A 25,189-nucleotide genomic window follows, 5' to 3' on the forward strand; every position below is an offset into this window, starting at 1 on the left:
CCCGCGGCTTTCGCGGACTTCGTTCTGTGTTGTTGTGATACAGCGGCGGATAAAAGAACAACACTAGGTGATTTGTGATTTGAAATTATTCCCCGCTATTTGCCATCCATTGAAAATGAAAACTTCCTTCTTTGTCAACACGCTGGAAAGTATGAGCTCCGAAATAGTCTCTTTGTGCTTGTAGCAAATTTGCTGGCAGACGCTCAGTGCGATAGCTGTCGTAATAAGCCAAAGCGGAGGCGAACGCAGGAACCGGTATTCCTCTCGTTACAGCTATTGCAATTACTTTTCTCCAAGCATCCTGATAGTTAGTCACGATTTCACCGAAATACGCGTCTAATAACAGATTTTTAAGAGCGGGGTCACGATCGTAAGCATCTTTAATATTTTGTAGAAATCTTGCACGGATAATACAGCCCCCACGGAAAATCATCGCAATGCTGCCATAGTTCAGATTCCACTTATATTCATCAGAAGCAGCTCGCATTTGGGCAAATCCTTGCGCATACGAAGCGATTTTACTGGCGTACAAAGCTTTCCGAACGGCTTCTATGAACTCCTTAGGTTCTCCATCAAAGCTGGATACCACTGGCCCATTAAGTCGTTTGCTCGCCGCTATTCGTTCTTCTTTCATCGCGGAGATGAACCGCGCGAACACGGATTCGGTAATAATGGACAACGGAACGCCTAAATCCAATGCACTTTGACTTGTCCATTTACCGGTACCTTTTTGTCCGGCCGAATCGAGAATGACATCAACCATCGGTTTGCCTGTATCGGGATCTATTTTCGAGAAAATGTCAGCCGTAATTTCTATTAAATAACTATCCAGCTCACCACTGTTCCATTCAGTGAAAATCTCATGAAGTTCACTAGTATTTAAGTTCAGAACATCCTTGAGCAAGTGATACGCTTCACCTATGAGCTGCATATCTCCATATTCGATACCATTGTGTACCATTTTAACATAATGACCCGATCCACCTTCCCCAATATACGTCGAGCATGGATCGCCATTCACTTTGGCAGAAATCGCGGTTAAGATCGGCTCTACGAGTTCATATGCGTCCTTTTGCCCGCCTGACATAATTGCAGGACCATTCAGAGCTCCCTCTTCACCGCCTGAAACGCCGGCACCGATAAAGCGAAAACCTTTGGCTTGCAGATCCTTGTTTCTTCTTTGTGTATCAGGGAAAAAGGCATTGCCGCCGTCGATAAGTATATCCCCTGGACTAAGGTATGGGACAAGTTGATCAATGGTATCGTCTGTGGGTTGACCCGCTTTTACCATGATTAATATTTTACGCGGCGTTTCGAGCGATTGAACGAATTCTTCTATACTATAGGCACCAATAAAATTCTTGCCTTTCGCCTCCTCCACTAACTCCTTCGTTTTCTCGGGGGAACGATTATACAAAGCAACTGAAAAGCCTTTACTTTCGATATTCAAAGCTAAGTTCTTCCCCATTACGGCTAATCCAACGACGCCAATTTGCTGTTTATTCATTGTTAGTACCTCCTAAATGCTCAGTTGTCTAATTAGCCTTTAACTGCTTTTTTCCAATCTGCCGCGAATTTATCAAGCCCTTGATCCGTTAACGGATGCTTGGAAATTTGTTCAATGACGCTGAACGGAACCGTTGCAATGTGCGCTCCTGCCATGGCTACACGTGTGACATGATCGGGATGACGAACAGACGCGGCGATGATTTGTGCATCTAAGTTATGAATTCGGAATAGCTCCGCAATCTTGACGACTAGTTGTACACCGTCTTCCGATATATCATCAAGTCGACCCAAGAAAGGTGAAACATAAGTAGCACCTGCTCTTGCGGCTAATAAGGCTTGATTTACAGTAAAGATCAAAGTCACGTTCGTTTTGATCCCTTTATCAGCTAGATATCGGCAAGCTTCTAATCCATCTAAGGTCATTGGCAATTTAATCGTAATGTTCTTATCGTAATTGTTAATTTTGATCAGCTCTTCTGCTTGGGCAATCATTTCTTCAGCGGTTTCCGCATCCGGTGTAACTTCAGCCGAAACGGATTCGACTTTAGGCACTAATTTCAAAATTTCTTCGATACGATCTTCGAATTTCACGCCTTCTTTGGCTACCAGGGATGGGTTCGTCGTCACTCCGGATAGAACACCTACTCTATAGGCTTTCTTGATATCCACTACATTAGCGCTGTCGATGAAAAGTTTCATTATGATGACCTCCATGAATTTATATTCGTTTGATGTTTAGATTTAGGTTGATTATTATGAGTGGCTTAGAAGATCTTTCGATACACGAACAACGTTTTCTTCGGAGAATCCGAAATATGCCATGACCTCAGGTCCACTTCCCGATGCACCAAATGTTTGGATCGAGATCATTTGTCCTTGCGGGCCAACATAACGTTCCCAGCCCATTGCAATACCAGCCTCGATGGACACGCGTTTGCTAACAGAAGCAGGAAGTACGGTTTCTTTATATGAAGCTGTCTGGCGTTCGAAAATGTCCATACTAGGCATCGCTACAACTCTGACAGAAATGTCATCCTTCTCTAACTCTCGTTTCGCACTTACAGCCAAAGAAACTTCCGATCCAGTAGCGATAAGAATCAGATCTGGACGATCGTTGGTTTCAGTCAGTATATAGGCCCCCTTCTTCACCTCCTCTAGATTTGCTTTCGTTTCGCTGTACACGGGAAGGTTTTGTCTACTTAGGACGAGAGCTACCGGACCATTCTTATTCTCCAAAGCATACGCCCATGCGCTCACTGTCTCATTAGCGTCACTTGGTCGGATGACGGTTAATCCAGGAATCGTCCTCAGAGCAGCCAAATGCTCGACAGGCTCATGCGTCGGTCCATCCTCGCCGACTGCAATCGAATCATGCGTGAACACATAAATAACCGGGAGCTTCTGCAAGGCAGCCAATCGAATGGATGGACGCAGGTAATCGCTAAAGACGAAGAAAGTACTTACAAAAGGGATAACGCCTCCGTGCAAAGCCATACCGTTGCCAGCTGCACCCATCGCGTGCTCACGTACGCCGAAATACACATTTCGCCCTTCATAGGTATCGACGCCAAAGATTTTTTCGCCAATGATATCTGTCATCGTTGAATGGGATAAATCGGCGCTTCCACCAAATATGGCAGGTACGCTTTTCAAAAAATGATTAATGGCATTCCCACTGGCTACACGAGTGGAAATGGTTTTCGATTCATCGAAAGTCAGAATATCGGAAGCCTCAATCTGTATTTTTCCCTGCATGGCATTTTCAAACTCTAGGCCAAGTTCTGGATACGACGTCTTATAGGAAATGATAAGCTGATTCCATTCGTCTTCTTTTGACTGTCCAAGAAGCTTCAAATTATGGAAGTGAGCTTGCACATCCTCAGGTACAGTAAATTCATCATGCTGCCAACCATAGAACTCTTTTGTCGCTTTGGCTTCTTCAGCCCCTAGTGGGTTGCCATGTGCTTTATTCGTTCCTGCAACTTTAGGGCTGCCATACCCAATGATCGTTCTAATTTCGATTAAGGCAGGTCGTGATGTGTCTTGCTTCGCTAATTCGATCGCTTTCGTGATCTCTGCAAGGTCATTGCCATCTTCAACACACAAGTATTGCCAATTCGAAGACTCCGCACGAAGCTTTGCTTGATCGGAATACGAAACATGAAGCGCTCCATCTAAGGAAATATCATTGGAATCATATAAAACAATCAATTTGTCTAGCTTCATATGCCCAGCCATCGACATCGCCTCGTAGGAAATACCCTCCATCAGGCAGCCGTCACCAACAAGTGCATACGTATAATGATCAATGACCGGGAAAGTTTCTTTATTAAATTTCGCGGCCAAATGAGCTTCAGCCATTGCCATTCCTACGGCCATTGCAATCCCTTGTCCTAAAGGACCTGTTGTGGCATCAACACCATCTGTATGCCCGTATTCCGGATGTCCTGGTGTTTTACTTTCAAGCTTACGAAACTTTTTTAGATCATCTATCGTCACTTGATACCCCGACAAATGCAGCAAACTATAGAGAAGTGCGGAGCCGTGTCCCGCGGACAACACGAATCGATCACGATTAAACCATTTGGCATGGAATGGATTATGCTTCAAATGTTTTGCCCATAATGCGTAAGCCATCGGGGCTGCTCCCATCGGTAGTCCAGGATGGCCCGAATTTGCTCTATTGATCGCATCAATCGATAGTGTTCGAATCGTGTTCACAGATAGTTGATCAATTGGTGTATTCATAAGTGAAGAGCTCTCCTTTAGTAACATCATTAACGGATGTCTGTTTTTTATCGAACCACCAATGAAAGCCATCTCTCTCAAGTAAATCACTGGCTTCTTGCGGTCCGTACGATCCTGCTGGGTAGACATGAAGCGGGATAAGGTTTTCTTGGTAAGCGTCCATAATAGGCTGTACCCATTCCCATGACAATTCAACTTCATTCCAATGGGCAAAGTAGGCTTTATTCCCAAGTAACGCATCATGGATCAGCGTTTCATAGGCATCTTTACCATCTACGCCTTTATTCATGAGGTTTGGTTGGCTTCTGAGCGATGTTTCATCCTCTGAAAGCTCGTGATTCGATTGACGTTTCAGATAGTAAATACCTTCTTGAGGACCAATCTCTATAATCAAAAGATCCTTTAGAGGGCCTTCAGATTTAAATTCGATCACGATTCGCGTCGCTTTCTCTTTCAGCCGCTTACCTGTACGAATGTAGATCGGCGTGTTCTTCCAGAACGAGTCATCAACTTGAAGTCTGGCTGCAATGAAAGTATCATTTTGTGAATCCGAAGCGATTCCAGCCTCGTCGGTATAACGAATAACCGGCTTCTCTTTAATCATCCCTGCACCATATTGACCACGTACCACATGTTGCGAAACTTTTCTTTTATTTAATGGCATTAACGACTTGATTATTTGACTCTTGCGCTTTACACCCTCAGCTGCCGAACTTGGCTTCGGAAACTCGATAGTTAACATCATTAACAATTGAAGCATATGATTCTGAAACATGTCGCGAAGCGCGCCTGCATGATCGTAATAGCCAGCTCTTTCCTCTACACCCAAGGTTTCTATTGCCGAAATCTGGACACTGGCAATCGTACGAGTTCTTAAGTCATGCTCCGTTAAAGCTGATTGAAGAAGTTGTCCCATTTGCTGTACCATAGGCTTACCTAAATAATGATCAATTCGATAAATCTCAGATTCCTCGAAGGCTTGGTTCAACGTCTGATTCAATTGTCTGGCTGATTCCAAGTTATGACCGAAAGGCTTCTCAATCACTAGTCGCTTCCAGCCACGGGCTGAACCAAGTCCGCTTTCATGGATGTTAGTTGCGATTGTTTCGAAGAATTCAGGACCGACAGATAAATAAAACATGCGATTCGGCGTTATGTTAAGCTCAACTTCCCGATCTTCAACCAGACTCAGCAGTTTCGTGTAATCTTCCCTACGGTTCACATCGAGAACATGATAGCGAAACGCATTCAGGAACTGTTCCATTACAACCGAATCTTTCATTTCACTTCGGGAAAAAGTAAGAAGGGATTGCGCTACGTTCGACTGAAATGCTTCATGTGAGAGCTCTCTTCTTCCAAGACCAATTACAGAAAAGGATGAAGGTAGTTGCTGCTCGACGAACAATTGAAATAAGGCTGGGTAAATCTTTCTTTTGGCCAAATCACCGGTGGCTCCAAACAAAACAAAAGTTGCTGACTCCAATTTAATCTCTCCTTCACTGGTCACTTTGTCGTAGCTCTACTATAATGTTTATTATGTCCATTAAATCAATTTAGGAGCTAGTCCCATTCTATGAACAATAATTACGAATTGTATAAAGTTTTCTATTGGGCAGCGAAGACTGGCAGCTTAACACAAGCTGCTAAAGTCTTATACCTGACCCAACCGAGCGTTAGCCATGCCATCAAACAACTGGAAGACAGTTTTGGTATGACATTGTTTTACCGTAATTCCAAAGGCGTGATGCTGACTCAAGAAGGTGAGGTTCTATATTCCTATATAGAGAAATCCCAAATCTTAATATCTTTAGCTGAAAAGCAGATGGCCGCGCTTAAAAATCTAGATAGTGGCGAACTGCGAATCGGCGGAAGCGACTCCTTGTTTAAGCACTACATTCTTCACTATTTGGAAAGCTTTCATAAACAATATCCAGCTATTCGACTTCATCTTAATCACGGGACAACACCAGAGATCATTGCCCTTTTGAAAGAGGGAGAAATTGATTTGGGTGTCGTTCGTATGCCGATTGCAGATCCCCTTCTTGAAGTTAAGGAAAGCTTACAGCTTCAAGATTGCTTCGTAGCAGGAAGTCTATATTCCGAGCTTCAACATGTCGTGCTATCTTTGGATATGTTACTCCAATACCCACTCATCCTATTCTCACGAAATAGTCGGGCAAGAATGGCCATTACGGAATTATTTCAAAGTTATGGATATCAACTCAAACCTGAAATCGAGGTTGGAAGTGTAGATCTTCTTATTGAATTAGCGCGTAAAGGACTCGGTATTTCTTACGTAACCAGAGAATTTGTATCCAAAGAACTGGAAGAAGGTACACTGTTCGAGATTCAATTAGATGTACCGATACCACCATCACACGTGGGCATCATGATTATGCGTAACATGCCTGTATCCAACGCAGTTAATAAATTCATTGAACTGGTTCATTAATGGAATTGCATTATGCAGACATTTCTGATAACCAACCAACTGCATTGTGAATATCTTCAAAATCATGATAATTTATTTCAATTGTATTGTTCTCGATAGATTGCCTCATATCAACATGATTAATTGATCCCTCTGGATTTACTGTAGCCGTATATTGAACGCCTGCATTTAGGAGGTTTGGCAACCACTCTGAGGACAACCAATTGGCGTCTTCTGCCAAAACGGTACTAGGACTCTTATCAATCAAAACTTTTCTTGCTTTTTTTATAACTGCAAGCTCAATCAGTTTATTAAGAGGCAAGCGAAACTCATCTTCCTGAGCTAAAGAGTTCCAACGAATCACAGCAGCTTCGATCACATCATCCCAAAAAATATGAGCTTTATTAGAAAAATAAAAGTGCATCATAGTTAGTCTCTCCTCTCAAATCGATTACGGATAGTAACAACTTCTAGTGATGTTTGAAGGATAGGCTTCCTATTCCGTAAATAATACTTTCTTTTCGTAATTCCACTATAATACGAATACCATCTATACAAGTAATTAATATATTTCACAATAGCCATAGACCACATGAATGGAGTAATACCCTATTTTGTACGTGTTGGTAGATAAAATGATATTGAATAGAAAAATCGTACACCTAGGGTGTACGATTTTTTGTTTGGTTGTTATTCATATTAAGACTGAGGATATTTATAATGGCAAATTCATTTGTAGTTCTGAATGATCTTTTAATCAGGAAATTTTATACCGATCAAACTTTCACTAAGTTGCCAAAGTTGCTCGGCATATTCAGGATTAACTGCCCAAGGTTTTACTCCTGGTCCTGAAGGATTATCGGAAGGCACTGCCTGTGCAATATCAACATTCTCGCAATAAACCCCACCCTTGCCGTCCAGCTGCTTGTTTACAGCACACCAGACAATTGTAGCTGCACCTTCTGGAATAGTTTTCAACTCATCTCAGCCCTGTATGACTAACAGCTTTTTTAAATGCCCTTTTTATCCAATCTCTATCGTCATGCGTGGATTCATATATTACAAATCTTTTACATTGCATGTACTGTGATTTAACACTAGCTTGTTATGATTTAACAGTTAATGAGAATATAACAAATAAGGAAATATAAGGAGACTGTCCAAAATGAAAAAAACACAGTTGTTGATTGCTACTACAATGTTCGCGGGGATGCTCTTGCCCACACTGCACCTTAATGCTGCTAGTTCGGATTATGTACCACTGCGTGAACAACTTGAGAAGATTGGATCGAATATCAGTTGGGATATGAAAGATCGTACGGTTACATTCAAGCTGAAGAACGGCATTGCAGGGATTGTAACTATCGATGATGCGAAGTACCGTTTAGCTGGCAAAGAAGCCAAACTTTCTACTCCAGTGAAGTTGGTCGATGAAAAAACGGTTATCCCTGCATCATTGCTGCAAAGTATTCTTGCAGAAAATGCTAAATACCAAGATTCAAAAGATGTCATTCCGACTTTCTCCGTGAAAGCACAGGGAGAGACAGAAGCGGTTGACTCTGGGGAAGATGCCGCCGATGATCCATCCATTTGGGTAGATCCGAAGGATCCGGCGAAGAGTAAGTTGGTCGCTACGAATAAAGCAGGAGGCTTGCTTGTATATAACTTGGATGGCAAGCAATTGCAGTCCTACAAAATTGGTAAAATGAATAATATTGACCTGCGCTATGACTTCCCGTTAGGTGACAAAAAAGTTGATATCGTCGCTGCGTCCAACCGCACTACGAATACGATTGACGTATTTGTGATCTCGGGGGAAACAGGTGAGTTGACGGATATCGTTGCCCAACCGATAAAGTCCAGCATGAGCGAAGTTTACGGATTCAGCTTGTACCACAGCTTGAAAACAGGGAAATTTTACGCACTTGTTCTTGGGAAAAAGGGCGAATTCGAACAATATGAGCTCTCGGATAATGGTAATGGTAAAATTGCAGGGAAGCTCGTTCGTGAGCTTCATCTCGCAACGCAATCAGAAGGACTTGTAGCTGATGATGAATACGGAACGATGTATATTGCAGAAGAAGACTATGCGATTTGGAAATATAGCGCAGAGCCTGATGGTTCCAAAGAACCGCTATCGACTGTAGATATTGCAGATGGACGCCGTCTACAAGATGATATCGAGGGTCTTACACTGTATTATGGCAAAGATGGGTCAGGCTATCTCATCGCTTCAAGTCAAGGTAGTAACAGCTATGCTATCTATAATCGTGAAGGCAATAATCCTTTCATGACAACTTTCAACATTGCAGATGGTGATAAAATCGATGGAACCAGTGAGACAGATGGAATCGATGTCATGAGCTTTGGTCTTGGAGCAAAGTATCCTAATGGTATCTTCGTTTCTCAGGATGATGCTAACATGGATAACGGCAAGAAGATCAATCAGAACTTCAAGATTGTTGGTTGGGAGCAGATCGCGAGCGGGGCTTCACCGAAGCTGGACATTCAGAACAACATTAATCCCCGTCAGTTAATTAATCGAAATACGAAATAAGGTTTGTTATAAAAATACTGCCTATTATAGACCTCCATACACCGCGGAAGTGGTTTGGAGGTCTTTCTACATCCATTCACATCTCTGAATACAAATGTATTAGTGTCGCATAGGCGGAGGATTTAGAGTAGTTTTATCGGAAATGTAAATGATGCCCTTATCGTCAACGGAAGCATAGAAAATATCGTCTTGGCACACCCCTCTTGCTTGCAATTGCGACTTTAGCCATAGTACGTCTTTTTTAATATAAGCAAGCGTTTCGTTGTATAAGATCCCTTCTACGATTAAAGGATAGGACAAATCGATTTGCCGCTTGACTACCCCCAAATCTTCGAGAGTTGGTACAGATTTCGGGCCTTTCTTGTACACGGTCAATTTACCGTTTGCTTCTAGTATGGCAAGATCGACATCTGGGAGATGAAATACATCCTTCTCTCGCAGCATCTGAAGAATATTATCGATTGAGTAACGTACTTTTTTGAGGTTATTGACCAACAAGTTCCCTTGATGAATCACGATTGTTGGTTCGAACGAGATTAGTTTTCCGAATTTCCTTGATTTAATAGCTAATATAGAGACAATCCGTTGCAGCAGACCGATTAAGACAATGGCTATTGCAATATGGACGTGGCTAATGTCGGGTTCGGCTATATCAGCCCCGACGACGGATCCCAAGGAGAGGATGACCAGAAAATCAAATACAGGCAGTTCTCCAAGAGACCGTTTACCCATAAATAATCCGACAATCAACATAAGGGGGAAAATCGTCACGATCCTTCCTGCAATCAGGAAAAAATCTTTTATGGTTTCCAACCACATGGCGTACACGACCTCCCTTCTTGAACGAATTAAACTGTCAGACGATTGAGCAATGGATTTATATTCAATATATCCAAATCGTATTTTTTTACTCTATACGGATTCGACTGCCATCCTGCAGAGGCTCACTGCTCTCCATGATAATGGAGGATTGTTCAAATAAGCCATTACCGACGGCTGCGGACTTTCCATCGTCATCCGTCACCGAGATTACCGTTTTTTTGACATAAAAAGCATTCCCTAATGGTCCGTTTCGTTCCTCAACCGTATACACGAATGTCCCTTCCGTATCTTCTCGAATGGCTTTAAGTGGAATGATTAACGTGTCTGACACTGTTGTTTTGACCACATTTACTTGAGCCTGTTCGCCCCCTTTTAAACGCTTATCCATTACTGCAATATGCACGTTCTTCTGGGCTGCAAAGGATGTTGTCGAATTTTCTTTATCGCCTGCGATGGACTGGACGTTCTGCATATCGGTAATCTGTCCTTCCACCTTCATAGCTGCACCTTGAATCGATACCTCCAGACTTTCACCTATTTGTAATTTGGAAGACAGTGAAGCAGGAATTTGGAGTTCGAGCTCAAAACCGCTGCTTTCATTAGCTATTCGGACATCTGGCCCACCGCTATTGCTGGACAATCCCTCTTGCGCATTCACCGTAACAATTAACCCGTCAAAAGGAGCCTTGAGCTCCTGGTTGTTCGCCAGCATCACTTGCAATCTTTGAATTTTCTTGGCTTGAAGTTCCTGATCCAGCGCATTATTTTCTAACGCTACCCTCGCTCTATTGATATCAGCTTGATTCGCATTTTGATTTGCTTCCTTAAAACTGGTTTGCAGGTCTTCCGCCGCAAGCTTCAACTTCTGCATGCTCGCTTGCTGGTCTTCAATCTCCCACCGTGCCTCCGAACTGTCATAACTGACCAGCCGTTGATCTTGCGTGACGCGATCTCCTTCTTTTACATAAACTTTCTCTACTTTTCCCCCTGCACTCTGAGTCAAAGCGGCGATTTGTTTGGGGTTGATCGTGCCACTGCCTGTAAATGTGTAGATTAATCTTCCCTTTTGTACCGACAGCGTCGCTACTTTTGGCAAAGTCATGGTAAGCAGCGTGTTGCTGAACAATGTACAAATAATCAATCCGCCGATAAAAATAGCCGCTAGAATTTTGATTGTTGTTTGCCGTCGTGGATTGCCATTCTCTATCTCTTGCAAGGATGAATCTACCTCCCGGGGAATTTGCCAAAATTCGGCATCAAACGGCTACCCTTTGATGCCGGATAACTGGATCCCTCTTATAAAATAGGATTGCGCATAGGCGAATAAAAGAACAATTGGGGCCATATAGAGAACAGAAGCAGCAAAGCTTACGCCACGTGCTTCTTGATTTATTCTAGATAAGTACAGCGATAGAGGCTGCTTGAAAGAATCCTCAAGGAAAATAAGCGGTTGCTCCACCATATTCCAATAGTCTACAAATAATAAGACTAGAAGAGCTGCCAATCCCGGCTTGATCATGGGCAGTATAAGTTGGTGAAAAATGACCCAATGACCTGCACCATCCATTTTGGCCGCTTCGATATAAGCCGTTGGGATATGCAGCATAAACTGTCTTAACATAAAGACACCAAACGCACTAAACATACCAGGAAGAATGATCGCGGCGGCGGTGTTAAGCAACCCAAGCTTTTCGGCAATGAGATAATTAGGAACCAACGTCACTTGAAACGGCGTCAACATGGTAATGAGATAAATAAAAAACAGCTTGTCTCTCCCCGGAAAACGCAGCTTCACGAACGCATAGGCCGCATAAGATGCAACGATCAACTGCCCCACGATAATAGGGACGACCATCGCAACTGAATTCCAGAACATTTTCAAAAATACGGGATTCTTTATCAATACTTGATTAAATTGTTCTAATGAAACCCAATCAGGTATCAGCTTTAGATTGACGAAAGCATTCTTCTGTCCCGCTGTGACATCAATCATCTTGCCAAGAAGATTATAGTTGAAACCAATCTCTTGTTCCGACATCAAGGCATTGGTGAACGTGATAAGAATCGGAAACAGCATGATAAGCGCGATAATAGCTACAACCGCTGACAAGCCAAATTGTCTTACGAAAACTGCCTTATGCATCTTGCACCTCGCTTACTCCATGAAATTGCGAAACCGCCGTTCAACTGCCAGCATAATGGAAACGAGCACCAATATACTTCCAGCCATGACCGTGGCCGCCGCCGTAAGCTTCTGCATATCCAACAATTGAAACATATTGTTCATGTAATGCTGAAGCATATAGATGCGATCATGCGGGTAGTCACCCGCGATGAGATAGGTCTCCCGAAACACACGAAAAGAATTAATAATCGACATGAAGAGGACTAGGAATAAGGTAGGCGTCAGATAGATCACGGTAATATGGGTAAATTGCCGGAATCGTCCGGCTCCTTCCATTGCTGCGGTTTCGTAATAATCTTTTGGAATACTTTGTAATCCAGCTAAAAAAAGAATCATATTATATCCAATATTTTTCCATATAAAAACGAGTATAACGACACTCATCGACCACTCTGACTTCATCCAATCCACTCTCGCGAGATGAAAATGGCTTAGCCAAGCATTCACGCTGCCATTCCAATCGAACAAAATACTCCATATCATAAGAATGGAAGCGGAAGGAACGACTAATGGCAGGACAAAAGCCGTTTGCAATGCCTGTTTCATCCAAATGGGCTGATTTAAAACTAGGGCGAGCAACAGCGACAAAAGAATGAGAAGCGGTACGCTAAGTCCTGTGAACAGAAGTGTGTTTTGTGATGCCTTTAGAAAAGAGCTGCTTTGAAACAAGGCTTCATAATTATGAAGCCCAACAAAAGAGCCGTCTGTTGGGCTATCCATGAAAGAGTACACTAAACCCATGCCTAGTGGTATCAAGTAATACATAGAAAATCCGGATAGGCTAGGTAACATAAATAGGAATGCGGTCAACCACTCCTTCCATACCAGGCGACTCATTCGTTTAAAAGGAGTGTCGCCTTATTTTGGATCAATTTAGACACATCCTCGCCTGATTTTTGTCCTTTGAAGTAAGCTTCCGATTCTTTCGCGATGATCTCGTCCAATTTGGATTTCCTCGAGACGAGGGGATGTATCGCATCAGAAATGAAGGTATCCACCTTTTTAATATCGGCTTCCGTCACTTTAAATTCCTTGCCGCGTAACTGCCCTTCCTGTGGCGCTTTTACCGTTCCGGCCTGGAGAATTCGCTGAGTCGCCTGGAGATACGCTTTTTTATTCAGTGGGAATCCTCCCATCAGAACGGCATCCGACGACAGGAACTTCAAATAATCCCATGCTTCATTCTTAACCTGCGACTTCGCGTTGATGCCAATTTTTTGTCTAGGCAGGAAGTATCCGCCAGGCTGCACACCCTCTCCTTTTGGAAGGCTGTATAGTTTTGTTTTTGAATAAGCTGCACTAGATAAAATAAAGCTATTTATAGAAGAAATATTATCAATCGTAAAAAACGCATCGTACGATCCCGTCGGAGAGATAATATTTTCATCTGCCATCTGTTTAACTTGCTTCATTAAGCTGACGAATGGCTCGGAATCAAAGCTTGCTTTCTTTTTACCTTCATCTACAAATTTGGTGTAGGACTCATGGAACATTTCATTCAATAACCCACCGGTATAATAGCCAAGCACGTAAGGGTGTCCGCCTTGTTTCTTCATACTTTTGGCCGCCTGTAGGAACTGGTTCCACGTCCAACTCTTATCGTCAAAGGTAACAGCCGATTTCTCGATCGCCGCCTGGTCGCCGAACATGCCAAACAAATAGAAACTTAAAGGCATCCCGAATAGTGAGCCATTAACCTTGCTGTTGTCCAAAATATTGTTAAAATAGTCTTCCTTTTTGAAGGTTGAATCTTTCGCCATTATATCGCTCAAATTAACAAGCATGTTCTTATTCACGTATTGCGCCATGGGCAGCTCATCAATCACGAGCATATCTGGGCCTTTGCCAGCCAACATTTGCGTGTTTATCGATTTCATATACTTTTCTTCGTCAGTCTCCCAATTCGCATCATTGCCTTTCGGATGTGCATAGGCCATCTGGATATCGATATTCGGATGCATGGCTTCATATTTCTTCTCGGCTTCATGAAGATAGTCCTCATCATAATAGGATGAGAAGGTAATTGTTCTTTTAACGCCGGCAGGTGTGCCTGGAGGATTTGTTGCTTGTGTTTGATCATTGCTGGTATTGCTCGCGGTAACTTCCGCAGATGGCGTAGTTGCAGGACTCATTTCACTGCTATTTCCATTGCTGCATGCAACCAGACTCATTGCGAGCGCAATGCTGGGAATCAAAGATAATCGTTTCTTCAAGTTACTCATCTCCTCTATCTCGTGTACTATTTATTTATAAATCATAGATGTTGCGGAGACTTCTCCAACTTGTAAACAAAATGTATCTAAATCAGTAGTAGCGACAAAAAAACCAAATCGGCACGAGGCCAACTTGGTTTGTTATTGTAAAGCAATAAGAAGAGCATCGTAGTCCCGATCCGGAACAGGGGCAGGTGCCGACAACGGTTTACTACTCACTTCTGGATATCTACTGTTCATAAAGATAATTTTCTTGTTATCAGGACTCCACTGCATGTGAGTAGGGGTCCAACCTTTATACAACAACTTCTCGTTAACAAGGCTATTGCCTTGGAATTTGGCTGCATAAATATCCCCTTGTTCCTTCGCATACACGATATATTTATGATCTTTGGATAATTGAAAGGTACCAACATGCTCCATCAGCGTTATGGATGTCGAATTGCGAAGATCGTATAAAATTAAACTGCCCTCCGCACTAGCGAACAGAATTTGATTCGAATTCAGGTACTCAAATGCCTGACCTCCCCCTATTGGATGTTCAAATTCCTGCGTGAATCCATTGTCTGTTATACGGCCAGACACGAGAGAGGTACCATTCTTGACATGTTTGGTTATCAAAATCCTTTCGCCCTCATCCGAAATGTCACCAAGCGTAATAGTCGATACCGTCCATCCAGGAATACTGAATACCCTCAGCCCCTTCTGTTTCACGTCATACCTATGAATGCGTGGATCCAATTCCCCTTTATCCAAAGCGACAAAGGAAAGATATTGGCTATTCGCAGACCAGTGCAGCGTGCAGTCTTTATTACCGCTGTCCTTCTTGTCCCACAGGCTAGTTTCTGTCTGGTCTAACAAGTTCACTAGCATGAGCTTATGTAACCCTTCATCTGCAAAATATGCAAGCTGAACGCCGTCCGGCGAAAGAGAGATACATTGTGCCGTTTCAGGCAGCTTCGTTATTTCTTGAGCTGCGCCTGATTGAAAATCGACACGTGCGATGCTTCTGACGGACCTGTTTCGAATCGTTTCAACCAATTGATTATTATCGTTCCATCCTAAAAAATAGTTGTCTCCGCGGTATTCCTCTGGCCCATTTCTGGTCGTCGAAAGCTTATAGATTTTATTAACGGCAAATTCTTTGTTAATCGGCTCACTGCTTGGTTCGGCTTCTGGAATAATGACGGTTTTGGGTTCCAACTCCGTCGCACAGCCGGTTAGGATCATGCCGATAAGCAGGCAGGTCATAAACAATCGGAACATGCTATGGTTCATAATTCGCTTCCCTCCGATCTTTCATAGGGCAGCTGAATATTGACTTGGATGCGCTGATCCTCGCTAGAAATTTGGATATAGCCTCTATGATCATTAATAATCGACTTGCAAATCGCAAGGCCCAAGCCACGGCTCCCTCGTTCTTGCCCTTCTAACTTCTCGCCTCGGTAAAATGGTTCAAATATGAGGTCAAGGTCTTGCTTATTTAATGTTTCCCCTTGATTCGTCATGATCACGTTCACCATCTCTGAGCGAATTTCTGCTTTAATTTCAATTGCTGTATGCGGATAACCATATTTAATAGCATTATCAAAAAGATTGATAAATAGTTGTCGAAGCTTGTGCTTATTTCCTAGGACCGCCAGATTCTCCTCAATCTCATAGCGGATAGACTTCTGATATCGTTGTGCTTTAAAGGCCATTCCTTCACTTACGCTCGTAAGAATTGACCCGATATCGCACCATTCAAATGGCTCTTCAGATGCGGATTCCATTGAAAGCTCCAATAGCTTCAACACCAGTTCATGAAGCCGTTTACTTTCGTCGATGATGTGATTCATTCCCTTATCGAAGAAATCCTCGTCGCTCCAACCGTTCGCCCTAATCATTTCGGCGTAGCCGAGAATGGAGGTTAATGGTGTCTTTAATTCATGTGTAACATTATCGAAAAATTGTTTGCGATGGAGATTCAGCGCTTCAAGACGATCGCGGTCCTTTTCGATACGATGGATTTGAATTTTTATTCGATTAAGCATTTTGCTGAAGTTGAATGCCAATTGTCCGATTTCATCTTTCCTTTTTACATCAATATCGATGTTAAGATTTCCCGAGGTGACTTCCGTAGACGCTTGCGTCAGTCGAATTATAGGAATGGTTATATGTCTCGATAATAGATATGAAAACAAAAAGGCGGCTGCAAAAATCGCAATCGTCATGTAATAAATGACCCGAATAATTTGTTTGCTTTGCTCATAAAGCAAAGTAAAATCCCTGGAAAAACGCAATATCCCCACAGCTTTCCCGTCGATAACGACTGGATAGGCGAAATAGACGTTAGCCAGACCGTTTACATAAGAAATCGTGTAGGCTGTTTGGCCATTCAGGGCTTGTTTCAAATCATTCTCAGTGGTCTCATTACTGTGAAATAGATTCGTTGTATATATTTTTTGACCCTCTACGGTGTACGCACTAATTTCATTCGAAGAAACTTGGCGTAACTCTTCCACCATTTCCTTTGCAATTTGCTGAAAATAGATTTGATCATTGGTAAAGTGATTAATCAAGAACGTTTGCTTGATATATATATTGCTGTTCTTCTTTAGACTAATCAAATCCTCTGTGATAATCTTCTCATTACTGTCATCAATAATATGTACAATAAAAAGGTTTAACGATAGCAGCGCGATGAGAAAAATGATAAAGAGCCCTAATAAAAGCTTAACTTTAATCGTTAAAAACATGGGATTCATCCACCTGTTTCTCGAATTTATAACCCACGCCAAAAACCGTTGTAATCCATGCATTTAAATCTAATTTTTTCCGAAGTCGTTGAACATGAATATCTACTGTTCTCGTGTCTCCTGCATAGTCATATCCCCATACTACATCCAACAGCTCCGCACGAGTAAATACCTTGCCCTTGAACTTGTACAAAGTAATTAACAAATCGAACTCCTTCGGAGTCAGCTCAACCGTTACATGATTTTTCCGAATCAATCTTTCTTCCAAGCGGATTTCTATATCTCCAAGCTGTATTCTGACGTCTGGCCCTTCCTCCAATGTCTGATCTAACTGTTGAATACGACGCAAGATATTGCGGATTCTGGCTACGACCTCCCGCATGTCGAACGGTTTAGTAATATAATCATCGACCCCGAACTCTAATCCAACAATTTTATCCGTAATATCGGATCTGGCTGTAATCATAATAATTGGCAGGTTCTGTGCTGCGGTTACTTTTCGGCAAATATCCAGTCCGCTCATATCCGGAAGCATCCAATCGAGTAGAAGCAGCTGAGGATTGAAAGTCTCAATTTCACGAAGTCCATCAGAACCAGTATTTACTGCCATCGTATGAAAGCCTTCTTTATTTAAAGCATATGCAAGCAAATCGGCAATCGCCTTCTCGTCTTCTATAATCAATATTCTGCTTTTCTCCATAGGAAATGCCTCATTCCTTTCAAAGACATGTTATCAAAACTAGCAGCAAATTTCCATTTGTGTTAGTAAAGTTCCGAATTCAACCTGAACATGCATTCCCGTTGTACCTCAATGCAAACTGCTAAGAACTAATTAGCCGAATTACCAGAAAAAAGGCACACTCGCAGAAGATGCGAAATGTGCCTTTTTTGTTTGATTTAATAAGTTTAACAACCAATCGATTGTTTTGCGTATCAAAATGCCGCGATATAACCAACGGAGCAATCATTCGACAAATTGAGTCAATAGCCTGTTGAAATAATCGCGTTCATCCAGGAATGGGACATGACTACTATATTGGAATGGAACAAGAACTGAATTATGGATGAGTTTATTAGTTTCCTGGGCATTGGCAAAGGGAACGACTTTGTCGTGGACACCATGAATAATTAATGTAGGTACGTTTATTTTTCCAAGATCACCTCGCACGTTCTCGTCTCTTAATGTTGCCATAACGGCTGCAGTCGACCAACCTGCTGCTTGCAATCCAATTTGAATGAACCAATCTGAGAATGGACCGGTAATATGTTTGAAAAAAAACGATTCAGGTAATCCGGCTAGCATCTGGGGGCGGTCAGTTAACGTTCCTGAGATGAACATATTGGCATCTTTTTGCGGTACAGATCCGGGACTTTGGGCGTCTATAAGAACTAGTTTGGACACCCCATAACTTTGATGTCTTGCTATGTATCGAATTGCTAACGCGCCACCCGCGGAATGCCCCGCAAGCGTTATATCTGTTAATTGCAACGTATCGATAATAACACGAATGTCGTCCGCCAATCTATCCAAGTTGTATCCGACGAATGGCTTATCCGAATTACCGAACCCGCGCCAATCCATGCCAATACACCGAATGCCCATGGACGGTAGAATATTAAATTGATATTCGTATTGTTTATGGCTTAAAGGCCAGCCGTGTATGAATAAGATTGTCTTTTTCCCCGTCGGATTTAAATCCTGAACAAATACTCGTACCCCTGGTTCTACTGTTATATAGTATTCCAAGTTGTCTCCTCCTTCACTGAAAGTGAAACACCTTAGAGTATATTTGAACGTTCTTATCAATATACCAGTCTCCGACCTTACCTAGGCATCAAGGCGTACATAATATGTAGATTGGGGTTAATCCTCATGGATTCTATTGCCCAATAGCTAATATCCAAGCCACTTACTTGGACATACTATTTGAGGTCAAGAAGGATTAATCTGATAACAACGGCGCACATTAATGCATGGGGGTGATAACGTGTATTCCTTTGGATGGCAGGGCACCGCAACACTTTGAAGTCTAATACATGGAGTTTATTCGCCATTGCGTCCATCCCCTTAATCATGACGTTGGGAAATTCCATGCTGATTCCCGTTCTACCTTCGATTCGTAATGAATTGCAAATTACTTCGTTTCAAGTGAGTCTGTTGATTACCGTTTACTCTGCTGTAGCTATCTTTCTTATCCCCATCGCTGGGTATATGTCGGATCGCTTCGGTAGAAAAATTATTATTATCCCCAGTTTACTTATAACAGGGATTGGCGGCTTAATAGCCGGTTTAGGTGCTTGGTGGCTGGAGAACTCTTATGTGGTTATCATCTTAGGTCGAGCCTTACAAGGCGTAGGGGCAGCCGGTGCCTTTCCCATTGTACTGCCGCTTGTGGGGGACATTTACAAAGATGAAAGTGAAGTAAGCAAAAGCTTAGGGGTCGTAGAGACAGCCAACACGCTTGGCAAAGTTTTAAGTCCCATCCTAGGGTCCATATTGGCTTTCGTGGTGTGGTTTCTCCCCTTTCTGACGATTCCTGTATTGTGTGCAATGTCTACACTATTAGTTGCCTTTCTCGTGAAATCACCGAAGAAGAAAGAAGAAAAGATAACATTTAAGCATTTTCTTCAAAACCTGAAGAAGATTTTCCATCATAATGGCCGCTGGTTGGCTGCTATTTTTGCAATTGGCTGCATTTGTATGTTTGTTATTTTTGGAACATTGTTTTATTTATCAGACATACTTGAGGATAAGTATCATATTAAAGGCATATGGAAAGGCTTTGTAATCGCTATTCCTTCAGGTGTGCTGTGTCTTGCATCGTTCCTTACAGGTAAAAAAATCGGTGAAAACAAAAAGTTGATGAAGTGGATCACTTTTTCTGGCATTGCAATCGTCACGGTCTCGCTTGTTGTTTGTGGCTTTGTTCAATCCCTTTACTGGTTAATCGGTTTAATTAGTACGGCTGGTATTGGAATTGGCGTCACTCTCCCGTGCTTAGATGCCTTAATTACAGAAGGTATTGATAAGGCGGAGCGCGGCACCATCACTTCAATCTATAGCTCTATGCGGTTCATTGGGGTTGCTGTCGGTCCACCGTTGGCATCCATCCTTGTGAAATGTTCACAGCACATTTTGTTTTATAGTATCGCAGGTACTTGTGTAGCAGCTGCTCTTCTAGCTCTATTCGCTATTAAACCTAAGGAAGAAGAGTCCACTGCTTCGACTGCAAAGTAATTCAAAGATCTCCAATATATATGGAGGTCTTTTTTGCTGCACGGACTAGATTTTCATGCGCTGTTTTGTATGTTTTGACCAAATGACATGCATAAGGAACGTAACACTCCCGATAGCAGTTACAAATAATAGACTAATCCAGAATCCAGGGCGACTCGTCGGATGAAATAGTGTTCCACAGATGGCTGTTAAGATTAGTACCATGCCCGTGGTTCTTTTCACTTTTCCCCAAGGGGTTAATTCAAGGAGTTTGCCAGATGAGAGTAAAATAAACAGCCAGTTATAGAGAAGCATGATCCCTGCCGCTGTTGTTACATACTCATACAATTCCTCTGGCAGCAATAGTGACATAACTACCGCAAACGTAATCCCTGTTGTTGTTAAAAGGATGGCCGGGATCGGCAGTTCCCTTTTTCCCTTTGTTTTTTTAGCGAAAATATGTGGTGAATCCCCATTCTCTGCTAAGGTAACGAGGATCGTTGTCACTGCAAACAAAGAAGCAACCATGGTTGAAAAACCTGCAATGATCAGTATGGAAGTAAAAATATGCGGTAAAAATGGTATTTTGTAAACGTTCAATGCGGTCTGAAATAAACTTTCTTTACCATCTATCTCCGTAAGAGGCAATAATGTCAACGCCAAGACTAGGGAAGCTACATAGATAATGGTTAGAAGCCCAATCATCAATTTCCCTGACTTTGCTGCTTCCTTAGGATTCTTGAGCCGAATCGCCATCAGACCCATAATTTCAATTCCACCAAAGGCATAGAATGCAAAAATAAAGGATGACCAAATGCCTATCGTGCCATGTGGGATTAAAACATCGTATGAAATTGGAAGTTTGGGTTGATGTGGGTTGCCTTTGAGGAAGCCAAAAATCGCGATGAGCGCAATCGTTAGGAACATTAGGATGGCTGAAATTTTAATAATAGCGAACACATTTTCTGCGCTTTCAAATACTTTAGTTCCTAATAAGATAACCCCTAAACCCAGAATGGCAAAGGCACAAGCGAGCAGCCATAATGGCATTCCTGGAAACCATAAACGTGCAAATAAGGATAACGCCGTTAATTGGCTGCCCATTATGAGCAATTCAGAACTCCAATACACCCATCCGCTGCTAAAACCAGCCCATCGCCCATAAGCGTTCTTGGCATAGGCTTGAAAGGAACCCTTCTGCGGATTATCTGCTGTCATTCGAGCTAGGACATCAAAAACAATAAAGGTTACAAGGCCGGCAAGGACGAACAATAGAATGACTGAACTTCCCCCCATTTTGATCCCAATGCCTGATCCCATAAAATATCCCGTACCGATTGTGCACGCGACGCCAAGAAGCGATAATTGCCACCATTTCATATCGTAAACTCCTGTATGGTAAGACTTATCCTCGGTTCCTTTAACTCCCTCATTATGTAACGCAATTATTGAGCATCCTAACTATGCAATAACTAATACGGCATTCTGAGAGGAGCTTACGAAGTATGAAAAAGTTTCAAACACTTACTTTAGCTGTTCTATTAACATCTACCTTAAGTCTTGGAACAGTTGGTGCCCATGATAATACAGGGGCTCGTATGAATTCTACAACAGGTACCAATAATTACGGTGCTTATAGCACGAGTACAGGAACGATTAGCTCACCTGCTGCTTCTCCCAGTGATACGCTAAACCAAACTAATTATGGAACTAGTTTAAACTCATATTCTAATAATTTGAATGCTATCCGCGCTTATGATACCTCAAATACAGGATCGGATGCATCAAATTGGGGTTGGCTTGGGTTAATTGGTCTGATTGGCCTTGCTGGATTGAGATCAAGAAATCATTCTGAGGAAAGATAAGGTTTACCCTTTTGGGTTCGAAATACCCCTTCATTAAGAAGGGGTATTTGTCTAGTTGAGCAAAGAACTGCCAATCGGCAGCCAAATGTAGTCAATGCATGGACCCAGAAAATTCCGATAGATAGGGCTACTCACCCTTGTAGTGTGCTTCTCCTATTAGAGAACTATACAATATGGAAGTTATTAATTACCGCAAAGCGGTTACCACAAAAAGGTTTTGACTTCGTTTGATCAAAGTCGTATATTATAACCAATATATATCGTCGATTAGTATTGTCGACAATAAAAATACAAAACTACATTTAGGAGGCACTAAAATGGGAAAATTACTTGTTATCAATGCGCACGCCACTGTCGACTCTCCCTCATCCATCAGCCTCGAAGTAGGCAAACGTTTTATTGAGAAATACAGCAAACTGAATCCGAACGAAACGATAGAACGAATCGATTTATACGCAGTTGAAATTCCTGAAGTGAACAGCACAGTTCTGAACGCTTGGGGTAAATTCGCTTCCAACGGCGAACTGACGGAGGAAGAGCGGCGCATTACTGACCGTATGAACACAATTTTGCTGCAATTCAAAAGCGCCACAAATTATGTCATTATTTTGCCACTTCACAATTTCAACATACCTTCCCGACTTAAGGATTACATGGATAATGTTATGATTGCGCGCGAAACATTCAAATACACGGAAAATGGGGCTGTAGGTCTGCTTACAGACGGCCGCAGTTTAGTCGTAATACAAGGAAGCGGCGCCATCTACACCAACAACGACTGGTACTCAGACAACGAGTTCTCGCACAAATACCTTAAATCAATGTTTAACTTTCTCGGGATCGAGGATTACCAAATCATTCGTGCTCAAGGTACTTCCGTTCTGGATACAGCAGCGGTGTTGGACAAAGCTAACCATGAAGCCACTGATGCAGCAGCACGTCTAGCCAAAAAAGTGATGGTATAGTCGCCATAAAGTAACAGGGGATGATTCATAGCTTGGATCCTCATCATCCCCCTCTCTATTTATCACTGATTGATACACAGCATCATAAGTTTAAGAGCATACATGAGGAGGTAGTAATTAATGTCAACATTAATCGCAGATATCAAGATACCCGATAGCAAGTTGGCCGTCGAAGCGGCGGAACTATTGCGAGAACATGGCGACGAACTATTGTGGAACCATTCCAACAGGGTATTTCTGTTCGCGTCGATTCAAGGGAACATGCAGCAAATCAAGTATGATTCAGAATTGCTTTATATCAGTTCCCTTTTTCATGATTTGGGCCTTACGCCCGCTTACCGTAGTCCGGACAAGCGTTTCGAGGTCGACGGTGCAAATGCCGCTCGCGATTTTCTACGAAGCCGCGGTGTCCCGGAGGACTCCATTAGGCTGGTGTGGGACGCAGTGGCCCTACATACAACGATTGGGATCGTCGAATATAAAGAAAGCGAAGCAGCGCTGATGAATTTTGGAGTCGGATATGATGTCGTAGGGAAAAATTTCGACCTCATTTCTGAAGATACTCGGCAGCAAATAATACAAGCATTCCCACGCAACCAGTTTAAACACAACATTCTGCATGCCTTTTTGGAAGGGTTCAAGCATAAACCTGAAACAACTTATGGCACGATTAACGCCGATATCTGCGAAGTGCTTTTGCCTGGCTATAAGCGCCCAAATTTTTGCAACCATGTCCTTCATTCCAGATGGGAAGAGTAGTCTCAAATCTCCCATCCAAATTGTAGGAACCGGTCGGGTTACTGTTTCTGCAAATTTGAATTCACCTACTAGGGATACGGCCATACAATAAAAGAGCATCCAAATCATGAGGAGTGAACGAGATGTTCAAAATTAATTTAGAAACGGCTAAATATTTGCTTGCATACGCAGAACAGAAAGCACAGCAAATGGGTTTGAATAGCGATATCGCAATCGTGGATGAAGGCGGGAACCTGATCGCTTTCCATCGTATGGACAACGCCCGAATTGCTGGTATAGAAATCTCTCAGAACAAAGCTTGGACTAGCGTAGCCATGCAAATGCCTACAGCGAACCTTGCACAATCGGCACTCCCTGGCTCCCCCTCGTTCGGTATCAATACGACCAACCAAGGGAGACTTGTCATTTTAGGTGGAGGCATCCCTTTGGTCAGTAATGATAGAATCATTGGAGGCATTGGTGTAAGTGGCGGCACGAGCACGCAAGATATCGAAGTTGCAAATGCGGCTGTTAATGCCTTCAAGAGTTTACTCACTGTCGACAATACGTCTACTGCTAATGCACGGATAGGTTCCATCCATTTCTAACAAAAGAGGCAGCCGACACAATGGTCGACTGCCATTATTCTTGTTATACGCTTTTTCGTAAGTATATTACTGCCATTCGAATTGAATTCATGCTATGTATCATTTATGGCTTCCATACTTCTATTTCTAATCACTGTAACTATTGCTAATAAAATCGGAAAGATGATACATAGTCTACTTAATGAAGGTATAATAAGACCGGAGGATTCGTATTATTCCACATGTAAAACTTCGAACTCATCCTGAGCAAATGATAATTGTGCATAATCCGCCCCCCAATGACAAAGCGCTTTTAAAACAGATTCTAGGGTTAGACCAAGTTCTGTTGCTGAATACTCAACTCGCGGAGGTACCTCATTATACATTTTTCTGTGTATGAGGCCACTTGTTTCTAATTCTCTTAGGGTTTGAATCAGCATTTTTTGAGTAATATTAGGCATCAGTCTTTTTAACTCACTCGTTCGTTTTGTTCCTTTTATTAAATGGTACAAGATGAGCCCCTTCCACTTCCCACCTAGCACTTCTAATGTAACTTCAAGATCACAGTAATAAGTTTTCATATTTCAAATAACATCTCCCTACTGCATATAAAA

24 protein-coding genes are annotated in these 25,189 nt (G+C 42.4%); 7 read left to right on the forward strand and 17 right to left on the reverse strand.

All coding sequences use genetic code 11. From position 1 onward, the window contains the following. Positions 1-85: 85 nt before the first annotated feature. The 4 genes from gndA to zwf are packed head-to-tail and all read right to left on the reverse strand — an operon-like array spanning position 86 to position 5,740. Positions 86-1,507 (reverse strand): NADP-dependent phosphogluconate dehydrogenase, encoded by a 1,422-nt coding sequence (gene gndA / locus A8708_RS27300; protein WP_068668910.1) that lies wholly within the window; start codon positions 1,505-1,507, stop codon positions 86-88. Between the two features lie 32 nt (positions 1,508-1,539). Beyond that, a complete protein-coding gene (gene fsa / locus A8708_RS27305; RefSeq protein ID WP_068668912.1) occupies positions 1,540-2,208 on the reverse strand; it encodes a fructose-6-phosphate aldolase in 669 nt (222 codons plus the stop codon). Positions 2,209-2,262: 54 nt separating this feature from the next. Further along, the gene (gene tkt, locus A8708_RS27310) at positions 2,263-4,257 is read right to left on the reverse strand and encodes a transketolase (RefSeq protein WP_068668914.1); all 1,995 of its coding nucleotides are present in this window, start codon (positions 4,255-4,257) and stop codon (positions 2,263-2,265) included. Continuing rightward, positions 4,241-5,740 (reverse strand): glucose-6-phosphate dehydrogenase, encoded by a 1,500-nt coding sequence (gene zwf / locus A8708_RS27315; RefSeq protein WP_068668916.1) that lies wholly within the window; start codon positions 5,738-5,740, stop codon positions 4,241-4,243. The genes tkt and zwf overlap by 17 nt, the downstream gene beginning before the upstream one ends. Positions 5,741-5,830: 90 nt before the next feature. On the opposite strand from zwf, the gene A8708_RS27320 reads away from it, so the two are divergent. Next, positions 5,831-6,709: a LysR family transcriptional regulator gene (locus tag A8708_RS27320; RefSeq protein WP_068668918.1), complete on the forward strand. Its 879-nt coding sequence runs from the start codon at positions 5,831-5,833 to the stop codon at positions 6,707-6,709. 10 nt (positions 6,710-6,719) lie between these two features. Here the strand turns inward: A8708_RS27320 and A8708_RS27325 are convergent, their stop codons facing one another. Beyond that, positions 6,720-7,115, reverse strand: a complete 396-nt coding sequence (locus A8708_RS27325; protein ID WP_068668920.1) for a hypothetical protein — start codon at positions 7,113-7,115, stop codon at positions 6,720-6,722. Between the two features lie 326 nt (positions 7,116-7,441). Beyond that, entirely contained in the window at positions 7,442-7,666 is a 225-nt protein-coding gene (locus A8708_RS27330; protein WP_068668922.1) for an SDR family NAD(P)-dependent oxidoreductase, read from the reverse strand. Between the two features lie 187 nt (positions 7,667-7,853). Between A8708_RS27330 and A8708_RS27335 the strand changes: the two genes are divergently transcribed. Beyond that, on the forward strand, positions 7,854-9,245 hold the full coding sequence (locus tag A8708_RS27335) for a phytase (RefSeq protein ID WP_068668924.1): 1,392 nt from the start codon (positions 7,854-7,856) through the stop codon (positions 9,243-9,245). 99 nt (positions 9,246-9,344) lie between these two features. Here the strand turns inward: A8708_RS27335 and A8708_RS27340 are convergent, their stop codons facing one another. The 9 genes from A8708_RS27340 to A8708_RS27380 form a co-directional block, all read right to left on the reverse strand. Continuing rightward, positions 9,345-10,058, reverse strand: a complete 714-nt coding sequence (locus A8708_RS27340) for a DUF421 domain-containing protein (RefSeq protein ID WP_157265079.1) — start codon at positions 10,056-10,058, stop codon at positions 9,345-9,347. A 94-nt stretch (positions 10,059-10,152) separates the two neighbouring features. Further along, the gene (locus A8708_RS27345; protein ID WP_068668928.1) at positions 10,153-11,283 is read right to left on the reverse strand and encodes an efflux RND transporter periplasmic adaptor subunit; all 1,131 of its coding nucleotides are present in this window, start codon (positions 11,281-11,283) and stop codon (positions 10,153-10,155) included. Positions 11,284-11,331: 48 nt separating this feature from the next. Beyond that, positions 11,332-12,210, reverse strand: coding sequence for a carbohydrate ABC transporter permease (locus tag A8708_RS27350; RefSeq protein ID WP_068668930.1), 879 nt, complete (start codon positions 12,208-12,210; stop codon positions 11,332-11,334). A gap of 12 nt (positions 12,211-12,222) precedes the next feature. Further along, a complete protein-coding gene (locus tag A8708_RS27355) occupies positions 12,223-13,089 on the reverse strand; it encodes a carbohydrate ABC transporter permease (protein ID WP_068668932.1) in 867 nt (288 codons plus the stop codon). After that, positions 13,086-14,465 (reverse strand): ABC transporter substrate-binding protein, encoded by a 1,380-nt coding sequence (locus A8708_RS27360; protein ID WP_068668934.1) that lies wholly within the window; start codon positions 14,463-14,465, stop codon positions 13,086-13,088. The genes A8708_RS27355 and A8708_RS27360 overlap by 4 nt, the downstream gene beginning before the upstream one ends. Before the next feature lie 141 nt (positions 14,466-14,606). Next, the gene (locus tag A8708_RS27365; protein ID WP_068668936.1) at positions 14,607-15,743 is read right to left on the reverse strand and encodes a TolB-like translocation protein; all 1,137 of its coding nucleotides are present in this window, start codon (positions 15,741-15,743) and stop codon (positions 14,607-14,609) included. Further along, on the reverse strand, positions 15,740-17,203 hold the full coding sequence (locus A8708_RS27370) for a sensor histidine kinase (protein ID WP_068668938.1): 1,464 nt from the start codon (positions 17,201-17,203) through the stop codon (positions 15,740-15,742). The genes A8708_RS27365 and A8708_RS27370 overlap by 4 nt, the downstream gene beginning before the upstream one ends. Beyond that, positions 17,187-17,903, reverse strand: a complete 717-nt coding sequence (locus A8708_RS27375; protein ID WP_068668940.1) for a response regulator transcription factor — start codon at positions 17,901-17,903, stop codon at positions 17,187-17,189. Before A8708_RS27375 ends, A8708_RS27370 begins: the two co-directional genes overlap by 17 nt. 264 nt (positions 17,904-18,167) lie before the next feature. After that, positions 18,168-18,950, reverse strand: a complete 783-nt coding sequence (locus tag A8708_RS27380; protein WP_068668942.1) for an alpha/beta fold hydrolase — start codon at positions 18,948-18,950, stop codon at positions 18,168-18,170. A 276-nt stretch (positions 18,951-19,226) separates the two neighbouring features. Here A8708_RS27380 and A8708_RS27385 point away from each other — a divergent pair, with 276 nt between their 5' ends. Further along, complete coding sequence (locus A8708_RS27385) at positions 19,227-20,441, forward strand: MFS transporter (protein ID WP_082927849.1); 1,215 nt, start codon at positions 19,227-19,229, stop codon at positions 20,439-20,441. 45 nt (positions 20,442-20,486) lie between these two features. On the opposite strand, the gene A8708_RS27390 is transcribed toward A8708_RS27385, so the two are convergent. Then, a complete protein-coding gene (locus A8708_RS27390) occupies positions 20,487-21,800 on the reverse strand; it encodes an amino acid permease (RefSeq protein WP_068668946.1) in 1,314 nt (437 codons plus the stop codon). A gap of 125 nt (positions 21,801-21,925) precedes the next feature. On the opposite strand from A8708_RS27390, the gene A8708_RS27395 reads away from it, so the two are divergent. From A8708_RS27395 to A8708_RS27410, 4 genes are all read left to right on the forward strand, one after another. Next, entirely contained in the window at positions 21,926-22,285 is a 360-nt protein-coding gene (locus A8708_RS27395) for a WGxxGxxG family protein (RefSeq protein WP_068668948.1), read from the forward strand. Positions 22,286-22,602: 317 nt separating this feature from the next. Next, entirely contained in the window at positions 22,603-23,250 is a 648-nt protein-coding gene (locus A8708_RS27400) for an FMN-dependent NADH-azoreductase (RefSeq protein ID WP_068668950.1), read from the forward strand. A 120-nt stretch (positions 23,251-23,370) separates the two neighbouring features. Next, a complete protein-coding gene (locus tag A8708_RS27405; RefSeq protein ID WP_068668952.1) occupies positions 23,371-24,009 on the forward strand; it encodes an HD domain-containing protein in 639 nt (212 codons plus the stop codon). A gap of 122 nt (positions 24,010-24,131) precedes the next feature. Continuing rightward, positions 24,132-24,596: a GlcG/HbpS family heme-binding protein gene (locus A8708_RS27410; RefSeq protein WP_068668954.1), complete on the forward strand. Its 465-nt coding sequence runs from the start codon at positions 24,132-24,134 to the stop codon at positions 24,594-24,596. Between the two features lie 212 nt (positions 24,597-24,808). On the opposite strand, the gene A8708_RS27415 is transcribed toward A8708_RS27410, so the two are convergent. Beyond that, entirely contained in the window at positions 24,809-25,156 is a 348-nt protein-coding gene (locus tag A8708_RS27415; protein WP_068668956.1) for a winged helix-turn-helix transcriptional regulator, read from the reverse strand. Positions 25,157-25,189: the final 33 nt, after the last annotated feature.

It is taken from the genome of Paenibacillus oryzisoli, from assembly GCF_001653565.1.
Lineage (GTDB): Bacteria > Bacillota > Bacilli > Paenibacillales > NBRC-103111 > Paenibacillus_E > Paenibacillus_E oryzisoli.

Bases quoted from the DNA above. Each gene is read 5' to 3' on its own strand.
- A8708_RS27395 (WP_068668948.1), top strand. From the start codon at position 21,926: ATGAAAAAGTTTCAAACACTTACTTTAGCTGTTCTATTAACATCTACC.
- A8708_RS27400 (WP_068668950.1), top strand. From the start codon at position 22,603: ATGGGAAAATTACTTGTTATCAATGCGCACGCCACTGTCGACTCTCCC.
- A8708_RS27415 (WP_068668956.1), bottom strand. From the start codon at position 25,156: ATGAAAACTTATTACTGTGATCTTGAAGTTACATTAGAAGTGCTAGGT.
- A8708_RS27365 (WP_068668936.1), bottom strand. From the start codon at position 15,743: ATGAACCATAGCATGTTCCGATTGTTTATGACCTGCCTGCTTATCGGC.
- gndA (WP_068668910.1), bottom strand. From the start codon at position 1,507: ATGAATAAACAGCAAATTGGCGTCGTTGGATTAGCCGTAATGGGGAAG.
- tkt (WP_068668914.1), bottom strand. From the start codon at position 4,257: ATGAATACACCAATTGATCAACTATCTGTGAACACGATTCGAACACTA.
- A8708_RS27325 (WP_068668920.1), bottom strand. From the start codon at position 7,115: ATGATGCACTTTTATTTTTCTAATAAAGCTCATATTTTTTGGGATGAT.
- A8708_RS27405 (WP_068668952.1), top strand. From the start codon at position 23,371: ATGTCAACATTAATCGCAGATATCAAGATACCCGATAGCAAGTTGGCC.
- A8708_RS27355 (WP_068668932.1), bottom strand. From the start codon at position 13,089: ATGAGTCGCCTGGTATGGAAGGAGTGGTTGACCGCATTCCTATTTATG.
- A8708_RS27410 (WP_068668954.1), top strand. From the start codon at position 24,132: ATGTTCAAAATTAATTTAGAAACGGCTAAATATTTGCTTGCATACGCA.
- A8708_RS27335 (WP_068668924.1), top strand. From the start codon at position 7,854: ATGAAAAAAACACAGTTGTTGATTGCTACTACAATGTTCGCGGGGATG.
- A8708_RS27320 (WP_068668918.1), top strand. From the start codon at position 5,831: ATGAACAATAATTACGAATTGTATAAAGTTTTCTATTGGGCAGCGAAG.
- A8708_RS27375 (WP_068668940.1), bottom strand. From the start codon at position 17,903: ATGGAGAAAAGCAGAATATTGATTATAGAAGACGAGAAGGCGATTGCC.
- A8708_RS27370 (WP_068668938.1), bottom strand. From the start codon at position 17,203: ATGTTTTTAACGATTAAAGTTAAGCTTTTATTAGGGCTCTTTATCATT.
- fsa (WP_068668912.1), bottom strand. From the start codon at position 2,208: ATGAAACTTTTCATCGACAGCGCTAATGTAGTGGATATCAAGAAAGCC.
- A8708_RS27350 (WP_068668930.1), bottom strand. From the start codon at position 12,210: ATGCATAAGGCAGTTTTCGTAAGACAATTTGGCTTGTCAGCGGTTGTA.
- A8708_RS27390 (WP_068668946.1), bottom strand. From the start codon at position 21,800: ATGAAATGGTGGCAATTATCGCTTCTTGGCGTCGCGTGCACAATCGGT.